Source organism: Bradyrhizobium sp. Bra64, from assembly GCF_024519875.1.
GTDB lineage: Bacteria > Pseudomonadota > Alphaproteobacteria > Rhizobiales > Xanthobacteraceae > Bradyrhizobium > Bradyrhizobium japonicum_G.
The window spans coordinates 394,571-411,281 of the sequence record NZ_JALJRD010000002.1 but is presented as its reverse complement, the minus strand read 5'-3'; the positions used below and the strand labels follow the sequence as shown (position 1 = coordinate 411,281).

Below are 16,711 nucleotides of genomic sequence, written 5' to 3'. Positions count from 1 at the left end.
GCCGCTACTCCGCAGCTTCTGCCGGTGCGATGCGACGGGAGTGCCGCGCCTGCTCATCATAGGCCTTCTGCCAGTCGGACGGTCCGTTCGACGGCGAGATCTGCACCGCCGTGACCTTGTATTCGGGGCAGTTGGTCGCCCAGTCCGAATACTCGGTCGTGATGACGTTGGCCTGCGTGTCCGGGTGATGGAAGGTGGTGTAGACGACGCCCGGCGCGACACGGTCGGTGATCTCCGCACGCAGCGTCGTCTCGCCGGCGCGACTCTTCAGCCGCACCCAGTCGCCGTCGCGCACGCCGCGCTGCTCGGCGTCGTGCGGATGGATCTCGAGCCGGTCCTCGGCATGCCAGATCACGTTCTCGGTGCGCCGCGTCTGCGCGCCGACATTGTACTGGCTGAGGATGCGCCCCGTGGTGAGCAGCAGCGGGAAGCGCGGGCCGGTGCGCTCGTCGGTCGCGACATATTCGGTGACGATGAACTTGCCCTTGCCGCGGACGAAGCCGTCGATATGCATCACCGGCGTACCCTCCGGCGCCTTCTCGTTGCAGGGCCACTGCACCGAGCCGAGCTCGTCGAGCTTGGCGTAGGATACGCCGGCGAAGGTCGGCGTCAGCGCCGCGATCTCGTCCATGATCTCGGACGGGTGACTGTAGTTCATCTCGAAGCCCATGGCCTTGGCGAGGGCGATGGTGACCTCCCAATCGGCCATGCCGTTCTTCGGCGTCATCACCTTGCGCACGCGCTGGACGCGGCGCTCGGCATTTGTGAAGGTGCCGTCCTTCTCGAGGAAACTCGAACCGGGCAGGAAGACGTGAGCGTAGTTCGCGGTCTCGTTCAGGAAGAGATCGTGAACGATCACGCATTCCATCGCCGACAACGCCGCCACCACATGCTTGGTGTTGGGGTCGGATTGCAGGATATCCTCGCCCTGCACGTAGATGCCCATGAACGTGCCTTCGATCGCGGCATCGAACATGTTGGGAATGCGCAGGCCCGGCTCCGGGTTGAGCTTGACGTTCCAAAGCGCCTCGAACTGGTCGCGCACGGCGTCGCCTGAGATGTGGCGATAGCCCGGCAGCTCGTGCGGGAACGAGCCCATGTCGCAGGAGCCCTGCACGTTGTTCTGGCCGCGCAGAGGGTTCACGCCGACGCCGGGACGGCCGATATTGCCTGTTGCCATCGCGAGGTTGGCGATCGCGATCACGGTGGTCGAGCCCTGGCTGTGCTCGGTGACGCCGAGGCCGTAGTAAATGGCGCCATTGCCGCCGGTGGCGTAGATGCGGGCCGCTTCGCGCAGATCGTGCGGGTCGACGCCGGTCAGGATGGCGGTTGCTTCCGGGCTGTTGTTCGGCTGGGCCACGAACGCCGCCCATTCCTCGAACTCGGTCCAGTCGCAGCGTTCGCGCACGAACGCTTCGTTGACGAGCCCTTCGGTGACGATGACATGCGCCAGCGCCGTCACGACGGCGACGTTGGTGCCGGGCATCAGGGGCAAGTGCAGCGCCTTCACATGCGGCGATTCCACCATCTCGGTGCGGCGCGGATCAATCACGATCAGCTTGGCGCCCTGGCGTAGCCGCTTTTTCAGGCGCGAGGCGAAGACCGGGTGAGCAGAGGCCGGATTGGCACCGATGATCACGGCGACGTCGGTATGCTCGACCGAGTCGAAGTCCTGTGTGCCGGCCGACGTGCCGAACGTCACAGAAAGACCATAACCGGTTGGAGAGTGGCAGACGCGCGCGCAGGTATCGACATTGTTGTTGCCGAAGCCGGCGCGGATCAGCTTCTGCACCAGATAGGTTTCTTCATTGGTGCAGCGGGACGAGGTGATGCCGCCGATGGCGTCGCGACCGTACTTCGTCTGGATGCCCCGCATCTTCGCTGCGGCAAAGGAGAACGCCTCGTCCCACGGCACTTCGCGCCAGGGATCCTCGATCCGCTCGCGGATCATCGGCTTGAGGATGCGTTCCTTGTGATTGGTGTAACCCCAGGCGAAGCGGCCCTTGACGCAGGAATGGCCCCGATTGGCCTTGCCGTCCTTGTACGGCACCATGCGAACCACTTCCTCGCCGCGCATCTCGGCCTTGAACGTGCAGCCGACGCCGCAATAGGCGCAGGTGGTGACGACGGAGTGCTCGGGCTGGCCGATCTCGATCACGGACTTCTCGGTCAGCGTCGCGGTCGGGCAGGCCTGCACGCAGGCGCCGCAGGAGACGCATTCGGAGCCGAGGAAGCTTTCGCTCATTCCCGGCGAGACGCGGCTGTCGAAGCCACGGCCCGAGATGGTCAGGGCGAAGGTGCCTTGGACCTCCTCGCAGGCGCGGACGCAGCGCGAACAGACGATGCACTTGGAAGGATCGTAGGTGAAGTAGGGATTCGACTCGTCCTTCGGCATCCAGGCGGCGTTGACCTCGCCGTTGGACTTCGCGAAGACGTGGTTCTCACCTTCATAGCCGTAGCGCACGTCGCGCAGGCCCACCGCGCCGGCCATGTCCTGCAACTCGCAATCGCCGTTGGCGCCGCAGGTGAGGCAGTCGAGCGGATGGTCGGAGATGTAGAGCTCCATCACGCCCTTGCGCAGCTTCTTCAGCCGTTCGCTCTGGGTGTGCACGACCAGGCCGGACATGACCGGCGTGGTGCAGGAGGCCGGGGTGCCGGCACGGCCCTCGATCTCGACCACGCAGAGGCGGCACGAGCCGAACGCATCGACCATGTCGGTCGCGCAGAGTTTTGGGATCTGGTGGCCGGCGTCCATGGCAGCCCGCATGATCGAGGTGCCCTCGGGCACGGTGACCTCGTTGCCGTCGATGGTCAGCGTCACCATCGTTTCCGATTTCGAGCGCGGCGTGCCGAAGTCGATTTCTTCGATCAGAGACATTGTCGTTCTCCTATTCAGCGGCCTGAAGCGTGGTCGGCGCCGGGACGAAGTCCTCCCGGAAGTGCTTCAATGCGCTGAGCACGGGGTAGGGCGTGAAGCCGCCGAGCGCGCAGAGCGAGCCGAATTTCATGGTGTTGCAGAGGTCTTCGACGAGCGCGAGGTTTTCGCTGACGCGCTCGCCGCGCATGATCTTCTCGATGGTTTCGACGCCGCGGGTCGAGCCGATGCGGCAAGGCGTGCACTTGCCGCAGGATTCGATGGCGCAGAACTCCATCGCGAAGCGCGCCTGCCTGCGCATGTCGACGCTGTCGTCGAACACGACGATGCCGCCATGGCCGATCAGGCCGTCGCGCGCGGCAAAGGCCTCGTAGTCGAACGGCGTGTCGAATAGCGCGCGCGGGAAATAGGCTCCGAGCGGACCACCGACCTGCACGGCACGCACCGGGCGGCCGGTGAACGTGCCGCCGCCGATGTCGTCGACGAGTTCGCCGAGCGTTACGCCGAACGCCGTTTCGAACAGGCCGCCATGGCGGATATTGCCGGCGAGCTGGATCGGCATCGTGCCGCGCGAGCGGCCCATGCCGAAATCGGCATAGGCTTTCGCACCCTCGGCGAGGATGAAGGGGATGGCCGCGAACGACAGCACATTGTTGATGACGGTCGGCTTGCCGAACAGGCCGTGATGCGCCGGCAGCGGCGGCTTGGCACGCACGAGGCCGCGGCGGCCTTCGAGGCTCTCCAGCAGCGAGGTCTCTTCGCCGCAGACGTAGGCGCCGGCGCCGACGCGCACCTCGAGATCGAAGCTGTATGTGGACCCGCCGATCTTGTCGCCGAGATAGCCGCCGCGCCTCGCTGCCATGATGGCGGCATTCATCGCTTCGACCGCGTGCGGATATTCGCTGCGGATGTAGATGTAACCCTTGGTGGCGCCGACGGTGATGCCGGCTGTGGTCATGCCCTCGATCACCAGGAACGGGTCGCCCTCCATGATCATGCGGTCGGCGAAGGTGCCGCTATCGCCTTCGTCGGCGTTACAGACGATGAATTTGCGGTCGGCCTTGGTCTGGGCAACTGTCTTCCACTTGATGCCGGTCGGGAAGCCCGCGCCGCCGCGGCCGCGCAGGCCGGATGCGGTGACCTCGGCAAGGATCGCATCGGAGCCGAGCGAGAGCGCGCGCTCCAGCCCCTTGTAGCCGCCATGGGCGCGGTAGTCGTCGAGCGAGCGCGGGTCGATGACGCCGCAGCGGGCGAAGGTGAGACGGGTCTGGCGCTTGAGCCATGGGATCTCGTCGGTCGCGCCGAGCCGCAGCAGGTGCGGCGTGTTGCTGGCGAGCGCGTCGAGCAGGGAGGGGACATCGGCCTCGGTGACCGGGCCAAAGGCGATCCGGCCCTGCGGCGTCGCGACCTCGATCAGCGGCTCCAGCCAGTACAGGCCGCGCGAGCCGGTCCTGACGATCTCGACCGCAACGCCGCGCTTGGCCGCATCCTGTTCCAGCGCCAGCGCAACCTCGTCGGCGCCGACGGCGACCGCACCGGCATCGCGTGAGACGTATAGACGCATGCTCATCGCTGCGCCTCCGCGACGAGTGCATCGATACGCGTTTCATCGAGCCTGCCGATGAGCCGGCCGTCGAGCATCGCGGACGGCGCGGTCGCGCACAGGCCAAGGCAGTAGATCGGCTCCAGCGTGACGCGATCGTCGGCCGTGGTGCTGCCTAGCGAAACGCCGAGCTTGGCCTCGGCTCGCGCCGCCAGCGCATCGCCGCCCGCCGCCTGACAAGCCTCCGCGCGGCACAGTTTCAGAACGTGTCGGCCGGCCGGCTTGTGGCGGAAATCGTGATAGAACGTGAACACGCCATGCACTTCGGCGCGCGACAGATTGAGCGCCTGCGCCACCATGGGAATGGCCGCCTCCGGCACGTAGCCGAACGCCTCTTGAAGGGCATGCAGGATGACGAGCGTCGCGCCCTCCTGCCTGGCATGCTCGGCGATGATCTCGGCACCGCGCGTTTCGTCCCAAGGTTCGTAAGCCGCTGTCATTCTTCGTTCTCAACCGGAGCGTTTCTGCCTCGCAAACTATTTGGAATCATTCGAAGATCAATAAAGCTGTCTCATGCTGCGATTGCGAATTCTGATCGATCGACGAGTGCGATCGGTCGATCTGAAATTGCAATTAAAGCCATTCCGCCGGGTGGTTTTTACGTGTTGGGAACGGGTGGGCATGCTAGCTTGCATGCCACGACACAATCCGAGGGGACGACCGGTTGCTCGACAAGCTTGAACTGCTGCTGGCGCTGGCGAAGGAGCGGCATTTCGGACGCGCGGCGGAGGCCTGCGGCGTGACGCAGCCGACGATGTCGACCGGGCTCAAGCAACTCGAGGAGATCCTCGGCGTGATGCTGGTCCAGCGCGGGTCCCGCTTCCAGGGTTTTACGCCGGAAGGCGAGCGGGCGCTGGACTGGGCGCGGCGGATCGTGGGCGATGCCCGTGCGATGCGCGATGAGATCAACGGGCTGAAGCACAAGCTCTCCGGGGAGATCCGCATTGCGGCGATCCCGACCGTGCTCGGCATGGTCGCCGCGCTGACCACGCCGTTTCGCGCCAGGCATCCCGAGGTACGCTTCCGCATCCAGTCCACCACCTCGTCCGAGGTGCTGGGGCTGCTCGAAAATCTCGAGGTCGATGCCGGGCTGACCTATATCGAGAACGAGCCGATCGGCAAGGTTCGCACCATTCCGCTCTACAACGAGAGCTATCGCCTGCTGACCGCGCCGGACGGCATGTTCGGCGATCGCGAGACGGTGACGTGGAAGGAGGTCGGGCAGGTGCCGCTGTGCCTGCTCACGCCCGACATGCAGAACCGCCGCATCATCGACCGTGCGCTGCGCTCGGTCGGCGCTGAGGCGACGCCGACGCTGACCTCGAACTCGCTGCTCGTGTTGTTCACGCATGTGAAGACGGGGCGGTGGGCGAGCGTGATGCCGGCCAAGCTCGCCGAGACGCTCGGCCTGTCCGACACGGTGCGCTCGATCCCGATCACCGATCCCGATGTCAATTACAGCATCGGCATGGTGATCCCGCAGCGCGATCCGATGACGCCGCTGATCGCGGCGTTGGTCAATGTGGCGCGGGAAGTCGCGCCGTCGCTGCAGTCATAGCGTCAGGCCGCAGCCGATATCCCGGACGCCGCCTTGATCGCGTCGCGCGGCAGGGTCACGCGCACGACGGTGCCGACTTCGAGCTTTGAGCGCAGCCGCATCGAGCCGCCATGGAGTTGCGCCAGCGAGCGCGCGATCGCAAGCCCCAGACCCGAGCCGTGATAGGTCTTGGTGAGCTGGCTCTCGACCTGCTCGAACGGGCGGCCAAGCCGCGCCAGCGAATGCGGCGCGATGCCGATGCCGGTATCGGCGATCATCAGCACGATCCTGTCGTCGAGCTGCCGGCTGCGCACGACGATGCGTCCGCCGTCGGGCGTGAACTTCACGGCGTTGGAGAGCAGGTTGACGATGATCTGCTTGGTGGCGCGGCGATCGGCGACGACGCAGATGGATTTTGCGATATCGGCGTCGAGCGTCAGGTGCTTGTCCTGCGCCCGGCCGGTGACGACCCGCATGGATTCCGCGAGCGTCTGCGCCAGGTCGAGCTCCTCCATGTCGAGCTTCATGCGGCCGGCCTCGATCTTGGACATGTCGAGGATGTCGTTGATGACTTCGAGCAGATAGTGGCCGCTGGTCAGGATGTCGTGGCAGTATTCCTGGTACTTCTCCGAGCCGAGCTCGCCGAACATGCCCGACCCCATGATCTCGGAGAAGCCGATGATCGCGTTCAGCGGCGTGCGCAACTCGTGGCTCATATTGGCGAGGAACTTCGACTTGGTCTGGTTGGCCTCCTCGGCGCGGGTCTTCTCGCGCTGGTACTTCTCGGCGAGGTCGGCGAGCTCGCCCGCCTGGCGCTCCAGGGCGGCCTGCGAGCGCTTCAGGTCGATGACGGTGGCGCGCAGGCGCAGATCGTTGTCGACCAGCTTCTGCTCGTGCTCCTTGATCCGGGTGATGTCGGTGCCGACCGAGACGTAGCCGCCATCCTTGGTCCGGCGCTCGCTGATGTGCAGCCAGCTGCCGTCGTCGAGCTGCGCCTCGAAGGTGCGCGCCCCCGGGCCCTGGCTCGCGGTCTCGTTGTGGCGGGTGCGCACTTCCGGCATGCGGCCGACCTCGAGCACCGTCTCGTAGGAGGTACCGGGAATGACGGCACTGTCGGGCAGCTTGTGCAGGCGCTGGAAGTGGGAGTTGCAGAGCACGAGGCGGTCGCTCGCGTCCCACAGCACGAAGGCTTCCGGAATGGTCTCGATCGCGTCGCGCAGGCGCAGATCGGCTTCCACGGTCTTCTCGGCGAGGCTCTTCTGCTCGGTGATATCGACGGCGATCCCGATCAGGTGCACGCTGGAATCGGTCGCCCCGCTCGTCTTCTCGCAGCGGACGCGGAGCCAGATCCAGTGGCCGTCGACATGCTGCATGCGGAAGGTCTGGTCGATGTGGTCGATCTTCTCGGAGATGAGCTGGTCGGCGATCTCGAACAGGTCGATGTCGTCGGACTTCACCAGCGCGTTGACCTCGCCGAAGGTGAGGAGCTCGTTGCGGCCGTCGAGACCGAGTATCGAAAACATCGACTGCGACCAGAAGATCCGGCCGCGCGACAGGTCCCAGTCCCACAATCCGCAGCGGCCGCGGTTGAGCGCGGTGTCGATCCGGCCGCGCACGGCGTCGTTGATCAGGTCGCCCTCGCGAGCGCGGGTGGACTGCCAGTGGAAGGCGAAGCCGAGGATCAGGACGACGAAGCCGGTGGTCGCCGACAGCGTCACCGAGAGCGCGGCGTCCGAGCCCCAGATCGGCTCGTTGCGCTCCTGGATCACGGTGACGAAGCCGGGCAGCGACTTGATCTGCTGCGAGGTCGCCATGGCGGCGTTGCCGTTCGGCAGCGTCATGTCGGAGATGTTGCCGTCGCGCGGCGGCGCCGCGAGCAATTGAGCCGTGGTGATCGCATCGAGCAGGTGGTCGTTGCCTGACGGATCGCTGTCGATCGGGATGCGGGCGAGGATGCGGCGGTCGATTCCGGCCGAGGTGACGATGACGTGGCGGCCCGAGGCGGTGCCCCAGGACGGAATGAGATCGGGCAGCTGCGTCGGCAGGTTCTCGATGTTCTTCAGCCGGTCCTGTCGCGCGGAGGTGAGGCGGTCGATGCGCTCGGCGAGCAGGTCGGCGAGCGCCGAGATGTCGTGGCGGATCACCAGGCGCTTCTGGCGCGTCTGGTCGACGACCTGCACGAAGGCGCCGAGGCAGATCGTGATCAGGAACGCAATGATGAGAGTCGGCACGGCGCGCCGCAGCGCCGGCTCCGCGATCAGGAGCCGATGATAGGCAGGTTTCGCGATCGATTGCGCCAATCCTTTGATCGAATCGGATTGGACGCACGCGTTCGCGGCGTCTGCACGCGCCATGCCTTCGGCCCCCTGAAAAGCTGCTTGCAACTTGAGTTCGGAAGCAGCCCCACATCGCTTCCGAATCATGCCCGATTTGAATCCAGTTTTCGCGGGCTGTCGAGAGTCAACGAATCGTTAACGCGAATTTATTCTTATCCAACGTACAATTTGCGCGGCGCACGTCCGCAAACTTACGTGCGAGGCGAGTCCGAAACGAGAACGTGTGACTCCGCGCACGTTCTCTGTCACGCGCGCGGCGGCTCGGCGTGACTGATGACGCGCTTCACGCTCGGGAACGCGCGCCGCAGCGCGCGCTCGATCGCGTCGACATGATCGTGCACCTTGGTCACGCTCATCGACGGTTCGGCGCGGCAGTGGAAGTTGACGATCTCGCCGGCGTCGGTGTTGCGGACACGGACATTGTGGATGTCGTGGATCTCGCCGCCGGCGGCATATTCGGTCAGGGCGGCGGCGATGGACTGCACACGTTCCGGCGCGGCATCGACCCCGAACGGCAGTTCCGGTTCCAATGGCTCGATGTGGACGTCGACCTCGACGTCGGGGCCGAACTCCTCCTGGATGTTGCGCTCCAGCGTGTTGGCGACGTCATGGGCGGCGTCGAGCTGCATCGCGGCATCGACCTCGAGATCGATGCCGACGATCAGCTTGGCGCCGAGATCGTGCACCGTGACATGGTGGACGGCGAGCCCTGAATTGTGCGCGATGACCATGATCCGGTCGCGCACCGTCTCGTTGTCGCGCGCGACGGGGACGGCGGTGAAGGTCAGATCGGCGTCGCCGAATGCCTTGTCGACGGCCGCCTGGGCCTTGCGCTTGATCTCCTCGACGCGGTCGATCGGATAGGTCCGCGGCACCTTCGCGATGGTGTCGATGAACGTGGTCGCTCCGACCATGCGGACGCGCAGCCGGTCGACGTCGATCACGCCTGCAACGCCCCGGATCGCGGCGGTGGCCTTCTCCTGCGCGCCCTCCGGGGCGCGATCGAGCAGTGTCTGCACGGTCGAGCCGGCCATGCGCAGTCCGAGCAGGGCGATCATCACGGCGACCGCGGCCGCTGCAGCGGCGTCGCCCCACCAGAAGCCGAGGGCGGCGAGGATCAGGCCCACGATCACGGCGAACGAGCCCATGACGTCGGAGGCGAAATGCAGCGCGTCGGCGGCGAGCGCCTGGCTCCGGGTCTCCCGCGCGGCACGGTGCAGGGCGCGGGCGCGCCAGAGATTGACGACGATGTCGATCACCAGCACCACGAACGGCACGGCCGAGATCGTCGGCGGCACGGTTCCCTCGCGCAGGCGGCTGTAGGATTCGACCAGGATGCCGCCGGCGAGCACGTAGAGCAGGGCGGTGACGCCCAGCGCCGAGATGCTCTCCAGCTTGCCGTGGCCGTAATGGTGCTCGTCGTCCGCCGGCTTGTCCGACACCCGCACCACCGCCCAGGTGATGATGGTCGCGATCAGGTCGACCGAGGAGTGCAGGGCCTCGGAGATCAGCGCGAGCGAGCCGATCGCGATGCCGACCGCGAATTTGGCCGCCGCCATGCCGCCGCTGGCGAAGATCGAGATCGCGGCGACCGAGGCTTTGTTGTGCTGGGAAGTCATGGCCGGGATGTAGCAGCCCACAGGTGAACATCAAGCGATGATCCACAGGAGTAGTCGCTAGTGATTTGCAGAAGCGGGCTCTGGCACCGTCATGCCCGGCCATGACAAGCGGTGAGAGCGGCGACCCGCCGCCCGCGGCTCCTCACATCGTCACGACGATCTTGCCGAGGTGCTTGTTCGCCTCCATGTGCTCGAATGCCTTGTCGATGTCGGCGAAGGCGTAGACCTTGTCGATCGGCAGCTGCAGTTTTCGCGACTCGACCGCGCCCCAGATGTCCTTCTTGACCTCCTCGAAGATCTCGCGGACCTCCTCGATGGTGCGGGTGCGGAAGGTGACGCCGACATAGTCGATGCGGCGCGCCGCGTGCAGGTCGAAATTGAAGTCGGCATGGGTGCCGCCGAGCCGGCCGACATTGACGATGCGGCCCTTGATCTTCGTCGCGGCGAGGTTCTGGCTCGCGACCTTGCCCGAGACCTGGTCGACGATGAGATCGACGCCGTCGCCGCCCGTCGCCTTCAGCACCTCGTCGACCCATTTGGGGTCGGAGGAGTCGACGGCGAGGTCGGCGCCATACTCCTTCAGCCTGCCGCGGCGATAGGCATGGGTCGAGGAGCCGATCACGAGCCTGGCGCCCTTGAGCTTGGCAATCTGCATCGCCATCAGGCCGACGCCGGAGCTCGCGCCCTGGATCAGCACGGCCTGCCCGGGCTGTACGCCGCCGACGGTGACGACCGCGTTGTGCATGGTCGCCAGCGCGACGGGCAGGGTGGCGGCCTCCTCGAAGTTCATGTTCGACGGGGCGCGGAACAGCCGGCCATGATCGGCCAGCGTGTATTCAGCGAACGCCGCGCCGCCCGAGCCCATGATGCGGTCGCCGACCTTTACGCCTTTCGCATCCGGTCCGAGCTCGGCGACCTCGCCGGCCCATTCCATGCCGAGCACGGTGCCGGCGCCGCCGGCCGCGCCGTGGGCGTGGCCCTTGCGCATGCCGGTGTCGGCGCGATTCAGCCCGCAGGCGCGGACACGGACCAGCACCTGGGCGCCTTTAGGTTTTGGTTGAGCGACGTCGGAAATCCCAGCGCCGTCAGGGCCGTAGACATAAGCCTTCATGAATTGCTCTCGCTTCTTGCAGTGATTATTCCGCAGCCTGTGCGGTCGGATGAACGATCATGCCTTCGAGCCGGCCGCGGATGATGGCTTCGGCTTCGCGCACGATGCGCGAGATGAGTTCGGCGCAGGTCGGGATGTCCTGGATCAGGCCCTGGACTTGGCCGGCCGACCAGATGCCTTCGTCCGAATTGCCGGTCGCATAGACCATCTTGCCGCGGGCGCCGGCGACGAGTTCGCGGATGTCCTCGAACTTGGCGCCTTCCTTCTCCATCGCGACGACCTTGGTCGAGATCTCGTTCCTGGCGACGCGCGAGGTGTTGCGCATGGTGCGGAAGATCAGCTCGGTCTCGCGCTCGTCATTGGCGACGATCTTCTCCTTGATGAGCTGATGGATCGGGCTCTCCTTGGTGGCCATGAAGCGGGTGCCCATGTTGATGCCCTCGGCTCCGAGCGCCAGCGCTGCGACGAGGCCGCGGGCGTCGGCAAAACCGCCGGAGGCGATCATCGGGATCTTGATCTTGTTGGCGGCGGCCGGGATCAGGATCAGGCCGGGGGTGTCGTCCTCGCCGGGGTGGCCGGCGCATTCGAACCCGTCGATCGAGATGGCATCGACGCCCATGCGCTCGGCCGAGAGCGCGTGGCGGACGCTGGTGCATTTGTGCACGACCTTGACGCCGTGCTTCCTGAACTCGTCGACATGCTCCTGCGGCTTGTTGCCGGCGGTCTCGACCACCGTGATGCCGCTCTCGATGATGGCGGCGCGGTATTCGGCGTAGGGCGGCGGCTTGATCGCGGGCAGGATGGTGAGGTTGACGCCGAACGGCTTGTCGGTGAGGTCGCGGCAGCGCGCGATCTCCTTCCTGAGGTCCTCGGGCGTCGGCTGGGTCAACGCCGTGATGAAACCGAGCGCGCCGGCATTGGCGACGGCGGCGACCAGCTCGGCGCGTCCGACCCATTGCATGCCGCCCTGGACGATCGGATGCTCGACGCCGACGAGCTTGGTGAACCGTGTCTGCAACATGATCTGTTTCCCCCGCCTGCGTGGCGTCTTGTTGTCGGTTGATCGCGGCAGGATGCCGCCGGGGTCGGGAAAAGTCTATTGCGCGCGTGTGCGGTGGGGGCGGGGCGATCATGCGACGGGTGGGGGTGATTCCGTGAGGCGGATAATTGAGGTGTTGGCACCGGGGTGGCGCGAGGGTTTTTATGCGCCGCTACTTCAATTCCGTCATTGCGAGCGCAGCGAAGCAATCCAGGCTGTCCCCGTGGAGGGATTCTGGATTGCTTCGCTGCGCTCGCAATGACGGAGGATGAGGAGCCTTCGGAGATCATCAAATTGCATTTCCGTCGCAAGGCACACCTTTGCATCCTCGCGGCGCATCCGCCCGAGCTTTGCTTCGTCCACATCGCCCTCATCGAGACAAGGGCGCAGGGAAGGCCGGGCGCCGGCTGGCACCCGCAGGTCCGTGCGCCAAAACAATGCACACGGGTTGGACCACAGGTCAGCCAATCGCCCGGCCTTCCCTGCGCGATGGTTTACGGCTTACTTCGCGCTCTCCCCGGGGAGCGATGCACTATTGCCCCCGTCGCCCTCGCGGATCGCTGATGCGTGTGCCCGGTCGGGCGGCACGCATCACCACAGGACTTGACGCACAGACCCCGGGCGTCAGGACCACACGACTTGACGTCAAGGCCACTTTTCCCGGTGTTTTCGTTTGGTTCGCATTGCCGGGCCCCCACAGGCCCTGTTTCAGCGGGTCGGATGGGTGAAACGATATCCTGCAGTCAGATAAGGCCTGATAAACACGGCGACCGGCTTGCGGACTCGGTGAAGTTGGGCCAAGCTCAAAGGTGCTTCCGCGCCCGCTGGCCATGCCAGCCCGGCCCCGCACAGCCCCGGCCTTCCAGTATTCAGGATTGCCCGGATCAAAAAATCGCAAAGCGCAGGCGCCACCGGGCATTCCAGAAACTCGCCGCCCGGATCGTTGAACCCCAACAACGAGGGCATTGCGATGACCGCAATCGGACCACGCAAAACGACAGCCGACACCAAGAAACTGCGCGACGTCATGCTGCCGACGACGAGCGGACCACGCCGCATGATGAGTGAAGCCGAGGTGCGTGCCGTCGTTCCGGTGTCGCGCTCGACGCTGTGGCGGATGGAGCGCGAGGGCAAATTTCCGCCCGCGACCTACATCAGCGCAAACAGGCGCGTCTGGTTCGAGGATCAGATCATCGCTTGGCAAAATCAGATCGACGGATTTAGCCCGTACCGGCGTCGGGGCAACAGGCGGCGCGCACAGCCTGATCAACCGGTGGCGCCGTCGTGATGACGGCACGATCAGCTTGCAACGTTGGTAGCTTGAAGAGAAGGGAAAACACATGACGCTAGATCATCTTGAGTCCCACTACATCGACTCCATCGCACTGAGCCTTGACGAAGATGTCTATGGCGCAAACGGCGAGCTTGACGATCTGGAAATTCGCAGCCGCCTAATGGAAAAAATCGTTGCCCAGTGCAACTACCACATCAGCGGCCATAGCGGCATCTACGAGGATTTTATCTCAATGTCTGTTAAAGATTACAGCGACAAGCCCGCGCTCACTCTACGGCAGGCGGCAAGTCTGATACTCGGTGTCTGGCGGTACAAGGATTGCCAGTGCATGAGCGCGGAAGCCAAGCTGACGAGTTGGCCGTCACTTCCTGAAAATCAGGCTGCACCTTAGGGAAGCGAAGCCCGCTCAGTTGATCCCAGCTTAGCGGGCTTCTCTAGCACAGCCCCGGCATCGTCCGGACTTCCAAATCGCAAATCGCAGGCATCGACCGGGCAAATGAAAGGCCGCCCGTTGTCACTCCAACAACGGAGCTTGCGGACCAATGTCATCAAAGAAAAGCCGCGTCGCTGGTAGCACAGCGAGCGCGGCGGGTGTCGATATCGCGAGCAGCGATGACGGCATCCATAGCATTTCAGCCAGCGGCAATCAATCGGGTGCTACGGGAAATGTAGCAGGCAAGACCGCCACAAGCCCCACAGAGCTGCGCAAGTTACTGCGCAGGGCGGGCTACCTTCCCATCCCGGTGATTGGCAAGAAGCCGCCGCTTGAGAGGTGGCAGACGACACTGGAGGAAACCAACGACGGCGAAATCGATGTCTGGAGCAAGACGTTTCCCGCCGCCAAGAGCACCGGTTTGCTGACACGGACGATGCCGACGCTGGATGTCGATGTGAAAAATCCAGAGGCTGCTGACGCGGTCGAGCAGTTGGCACGTGAGCGCTTCGAGGAGCAAGGTCGCGTTCTCGTTCGGTTTGGCAACAGGCCCAAGCGGGCAATCGTCTTCCGGACTGACACGCCATTTAAGAAGATCACAGTGAACCTGATCGCGCCGGATGGCAGCAGGGACCAGAAGCTAGAGCTACTTGCCAACGGCCAACAGGTGGTCGCGTTTGGCATTCACCCGGATACCCGGCAGCCCTACACGTGGTTCGGAGGTGAGCCCGGCATGATCAAGCGCGATGATCTGCCGATTATCAATGAAGCCGCCGCGCGACAGCTTGTCGAGGATGCCGTCAAGCTGCTGGTGGACGAATACGGCTACACACGCGCAAAGGTGCGGCCGAAGGCAAACGAGCGCGGGGACGCTAAGGCAGACCACACCGGTGCAGATAACAAGGCCGCCGACGATTGGGCCTATCTCGCCGAGAACATCCGAGAGGGCCGCGAGCTTCACAACAGCTTGCGTGATCTGGCTGCGAAGTACATTCGTTCCGGCACACAGGCGGGAGCCGTCGTGAATATTCTGCGCGGCTTGATGGACTCATCAACTGCCCCGCATGATGAGCGCTGGCAGGAGCGGCGCGCCGACATCGGGCGACTGGTCGATAGTGCGCAAGGGCTGATCGCACCCGAAGCGGCCGCATCTGCACCAGTCGAGCCGCGCAATCTCGCTGAAGTGCATGAAGTGTTTCGCCGCTGGCTGGGTGACGACTACGACATCGCAACACTGCATGCGGTGCTGGCCGTCTGTGCCGCCGAGCGGATGACAGGTGACCCGGCGTGGCTGCTGGTGATCTCCGGACCCGGTAACGCCAAGACGGAAACGGTGCAGGCGACCAGCCTGCTGGGTGCGCATGTCGTTTCAACGATCAGCTCGGACGGCGCCCTGCTGTCGGCCTCGCCGCAGAAGCAACGGAGCAAGGACGCGACCGGCGGCTTGCTGCGCAAGATTGGGCAGCGCGGAATTCTGGTGATCAAGGATGTCACGTCTATCCTGAGCATGGACCGTCACGTTCGCGGGCAAATCCTTGCCGCGCTGCGCGAGGTGCATGATGGCAACTGGACCCGCAACGTTGGCACTGACGGTGGCAAGACCCTGACGTGGAGCGGGCGCATCGTCGTGGTTGGTGCCTGCACCACGGCGTGGGATCAGGCGCACGCAGTGATCTCGACCATGGGTGACAGGTTCGTGCTGATCCGTTCGGACTCAAACCTGGGCCGCGTCAGCAGTGGCCGCCGCGCGATGAAAAACACGGGCGATGAAATCCGGATGCGTGCGGAGATGGCCGAAGCGGTTGCTGGTGTGATCAACAGTATCGATCCAGAGAACACCTATACGCTCACGGATAACGACGAAAGTCTCATTGTCGAGGCGGCCAACGTTGTGACGCTGGCGCGGACCGGCGTCGAACTGGACTACCGAGGCGACGTGATCGATGCGCACGCGCCCGAGATGCCGACGCGGTTCGCCAAGCAGCTCACCCAAGTCATGCGGGGGGCGATGGCTATCGGGATGGCCCACGCGGACGCGTTGCATCTCGTGATCCGTTGCGCGCGTGACTCGATCCCGCAAATCCGCCTCGCCGTGCTCCAAGACATCGCCCGCAGTCCGGAGTCGAAGGTGATTGATGTCCGGCGTCGGCTACAGAAGCCCCGTGCCACCACGGATCGCACGTTGCAGGCGCTGCACGCGCTGGGGCTGCTAACCGTGGAAGAAGAGGAAGAGGAACGGGCCGGAAAGACGGTTCAGGTTCGGCGGTACAGCCTCGCCGACAGCATCAAGCTCGACGTGATCCGCGATACCAGAAATGTGGGTAAGTGATCAGAGCCTGCTGCTGCCGCCCTCTAACCCCCTTATTTTAAAACACTAAAATGCATTCACTCACATTTCTGGTATCGTCAGAGGGGGGTTGGCCAGCCAAGCGCAGGGGGTGGAACCGGGCGGGTCACCGCGTACAGTACGCGGGAGGCAGCTCGTGACGCCGTGCCACTGCCCGCGCTGCGGCTTCGATCTGGCCTCACCGCCGTTCGATCCCGCCAGACTGGTCGCCCGGCTGGCTGACAGCTTCGCTGGTGAGCCGTTCACGGTGGCGATGGTCTTCCGGCAGGCCGAGCGAGACCCGCACCTGCGGGCCGCGCTGGCGGGCAAGAGCGCCAAAAAGATCGGCAAGGTGCTGCAGCGGATCGCGGCAAAACGGCGGGCCTATGACGGGCTCACGATCATCCGGCATCCGGCGATGGAGGCGGGCGCGGCGGTGTGGGCTGTGGTTTTAGGGGAGTGACGCACTCCCCTAGAGGCCCTTCCCGCCGACTCCGCGCAGGCAGATGCTCACGGCCACTCCATCGAGGGCACCGTG

At 64.9% G+C, this 16,711-nt stretch carries 12 protein-coding genes; 5 read left to right on the top strand and 7 right to left on the bottom strand.

Annotated elements, in window-relative coordinates; all coding sequences use genetic code 11:
• Window positions 1-4 precede the first annotated feature (4 nt).
• Genes fdhF through NR187_RS09470 form a run of 3 tightly spaced genes read right to left on the bottom strand, consistent with a single transcriptional unit; the run spans window position 5 to window position 4,918 of the window.
• On the bottom strand, window positions 5-2,878 hold the full coding sequence (fdhF, locus tag NR187_RS09480; protein ID WP_211382962.1) for a formate dehydrogenase subunit alpha: 2,874 nt from the start codon (window positions 2,876-2,878) through the stop codon (window positions 5-7).
• A gap of 10 nt (window positions 2,879-2,888) precedes the next feature.
• On the bottom strand, window positions 2,889-4,445 hold the full coding sequence (locus NR187_RS09475; RefSeq protein ID WP_256806335.1) for an NADH-quinone oxidoreductase subunit NuoF: 1,557 nt from the start codon (window positions 4,443-4,445) through the stop codon (window positions 2,889-2,891).
• The gene (locus NR187_RS09470; protein ID WP_211382964.1) at window positions 4,442-4,918 is read right to left on the bottom strand and encodes a formate dehydrogenase subunit gamma; all 477 of its coding nucleotides are present in this window, start codon (window positions 4,916-4,918) and stop codon (window positions 4,442-4,444) included. The genes NR187_RS09475 and NR187_RS09470 overlap by 4 nt, the downstream gene beginning before the upstream one ends.
• A 224-nt stretch (window positions 4,919-5,142) precedes the next feature.
• Between NR187_RS09470 and NR187_RS09465 the strand changes: the two genes are divergently transcribed.
• Window positions 5,143-6,036, top strand: coding sequence for a LysR family transcriptional regulator (locus NR187_RS09465; protein WP_211382965.1), 894 nt, complete (start codon window positions 5,143-5,145; stop codon window positions 6,034-6,036).
• A 2-nt stretch (window positions 6,037-6,038) separates the two neighbouring features.
• Here the strand turns inward: NR187_RS09465 and NR187_RS09460 are convergent, their stop codons facing one another.
• The 4 genes from NR187_RS09460 to NR187_RS09445 all read right to left on the bottom strand — a co-directional run bounded on the left by NR187_RS09460 (window position 6,039) and on the right by NR187_RS09445 (window position 12,102).
• Window positions 6,039-8,369 carry a PAS domain-containing sensor histidine kinase gene (locus tag NR187_RS09460; RefSeq protein WP_211382966.1) on the bottom strand — a complete coding sequence of 777 codons (2,331 nt, stop codon included), beginning with the start codon at window positions 8,367-8,369 and terminating at the stop codon, window positions 6,039-6,041.
• A 227-nt stretch (window positions 8,370-8,596) separates the two neighbouring features.
• A complete protein-coding gene (locus tag NR187_RS09455; protein WP_211382967.1) occupies window positions 8,597-9,970 on the bottom strand; it encodes a cation-efflux pump in 1,374 nt (457 codons plus the stop codon).
• Window positions 9,971-10,112: 142 nt separating this feature from the next.
• A complete protein-coding gene (locus NR187_RS09450) occupies window positions 10,113-11,081 on the bottom strand; it encodes a zinc-binding dehydrogenase (protein WP_211382968.1) in 969 nt (322 codons plus the stop codon).
• A 25-nt stretch (window positions 11,082-11,106) separates the two neighbouring features.
• On the bottom strand, window positions 11,107-12,102 hold the full coding sequence (locus NR187_RS09445) for a nitronate monooxygenase family protein (protein ID WP_211382969.1): 996 nt from the start codon (window positions 12,100-12,102) through the stop codon (window positions 11,107-11,109).
• Window positions 12,103-13,147: 1,045 nt separating this feature from the next.
• On the opposite strand from NR187_RS09445, the gene NR187_RS09440 reads away from it, so the two are divergent.
• The 4 genes from NR187_RS09440 to NR187_RS09425 all read left to right on the top strand — a co-directional run bounded on the left by NR187_RS09440 (window position 13,148) and on the right by NR187_RS09425 (window position 16,636).
• Window positions 13,148-13,408: an AlpA family transcriptional regulator gene (locus tag NR187_RS09440; RefSeq protein ID WP_256806334.1), complete on the top strand. Its 261-nt coding sequence runs from the start codon at window positions 13,148-13,150 to the stop codon at window positions 13,406-13,408.
• Window positions 13,409-13,460: 52 nt separating this feature from the next.
• Entirely contained in the window at window positions 13,461-13,805 is a 345-nt protein-coding gene (locus tag NR187_RS09435; protein ID WP_256806333.1) for a hypothetical protein, read from the top strand.
• Window positions 13,806-13,956: 151 nt separating this feature from the next.
• Window positions 13,957-16,176 carry a bifunctional DNA primase/polymerase gene (locus tag NR187_RS09430; RefSeq protein WP_256806332.1) on the top strand — a complete coding sequence of 740 codons (2,220 nt, stop codon included), beginning with the start codon at window positions 13,957-13,959 and terminating at the stop codon, window positions 16,174-16,176.
• A 154-nt stretch (window positions 16,177-16,330) separates the two neighbouring features.
• Window positions 16,331-16,636, top strand: a complete 306-nt coding sequence (locus NR187_RS09425; RefSeq protein ID WP_256806331.1) for a hypothetical protein — start codon at window positions 16,331-16,333, stop codon at window positions 16,634-16,636.
• Window positions 16,637-16,711 lie beyond the last annotated feature (75 nt).

Coding starts and splice junctions, on each gene's coding strand:
- NR187_RS09435 (WP_256806333.1), top strand. CDS start 13,461: ATGACGCTAGATCATCTTGAGTCCCACTACATCGACTCCATCGCACTG.
- NR187_RS09430 (WP_256806332.1), top strand. CDS start 13,957: ATGTCATCAAAGAAAAGCCGCGTCGCTGGTAGCACAGCGAGCGCGGCG.
- NR187_RS09460 (WP_211382966.1), bottom strand. CDS start 8,369: ATGGCGCGTGCAGACGCCGCGAACGCGTGCGTCCAATCCGATTCGATC.
- fdhF (WP_211382962.1), bottom strand. CDS start 2,878: ATGTCTCTGATCGAAGAAATCGACTTCGGCACGCCGCGCTCGAAATCG.
- NR187_RS09450 (WP_211382968.1), bottom strand. CDS start 11,081: ATGAAGGCTTATGTCTACGGCCCTGACGGCGCTGGGATTTCCGACGTC.
- NR187_RS09475 (WP_256806335.1), bottom strand. CDS start 4,445: ATGAGCATGCGTCTATACGTCTCACGCGATGCCGGTGCGGTCGCCGTC.
- NR187_RS09470 (WP_211382964.1), bottom strand. CDS start 4,918: ATGACAGCGGCTTACGAACCTTGGGACGAAACGCGCGGTGCCGAGATC.
- NR187_RS09440 (WP_256806334.1), top strand. CDS start 13,148: ATGCTGCCGACGACGAGCGGACCACGCCGCATGATGAGTGAAGCCGAG.
- NR187_RS09455 (WP_211382967.1), bottom strand. CDS start 9,970: ATGACTTCCCAGCACAACAAAGCCTCGGTCGCCGCGATCTCGATCTTC.
- NR187_RS09445 (WP_211382969.1), bottom strand. CDS start 12,102: ATGTTGCAGACACGGTTCACCAAGCTCGTCGGCGTCGAGCATCCGATC.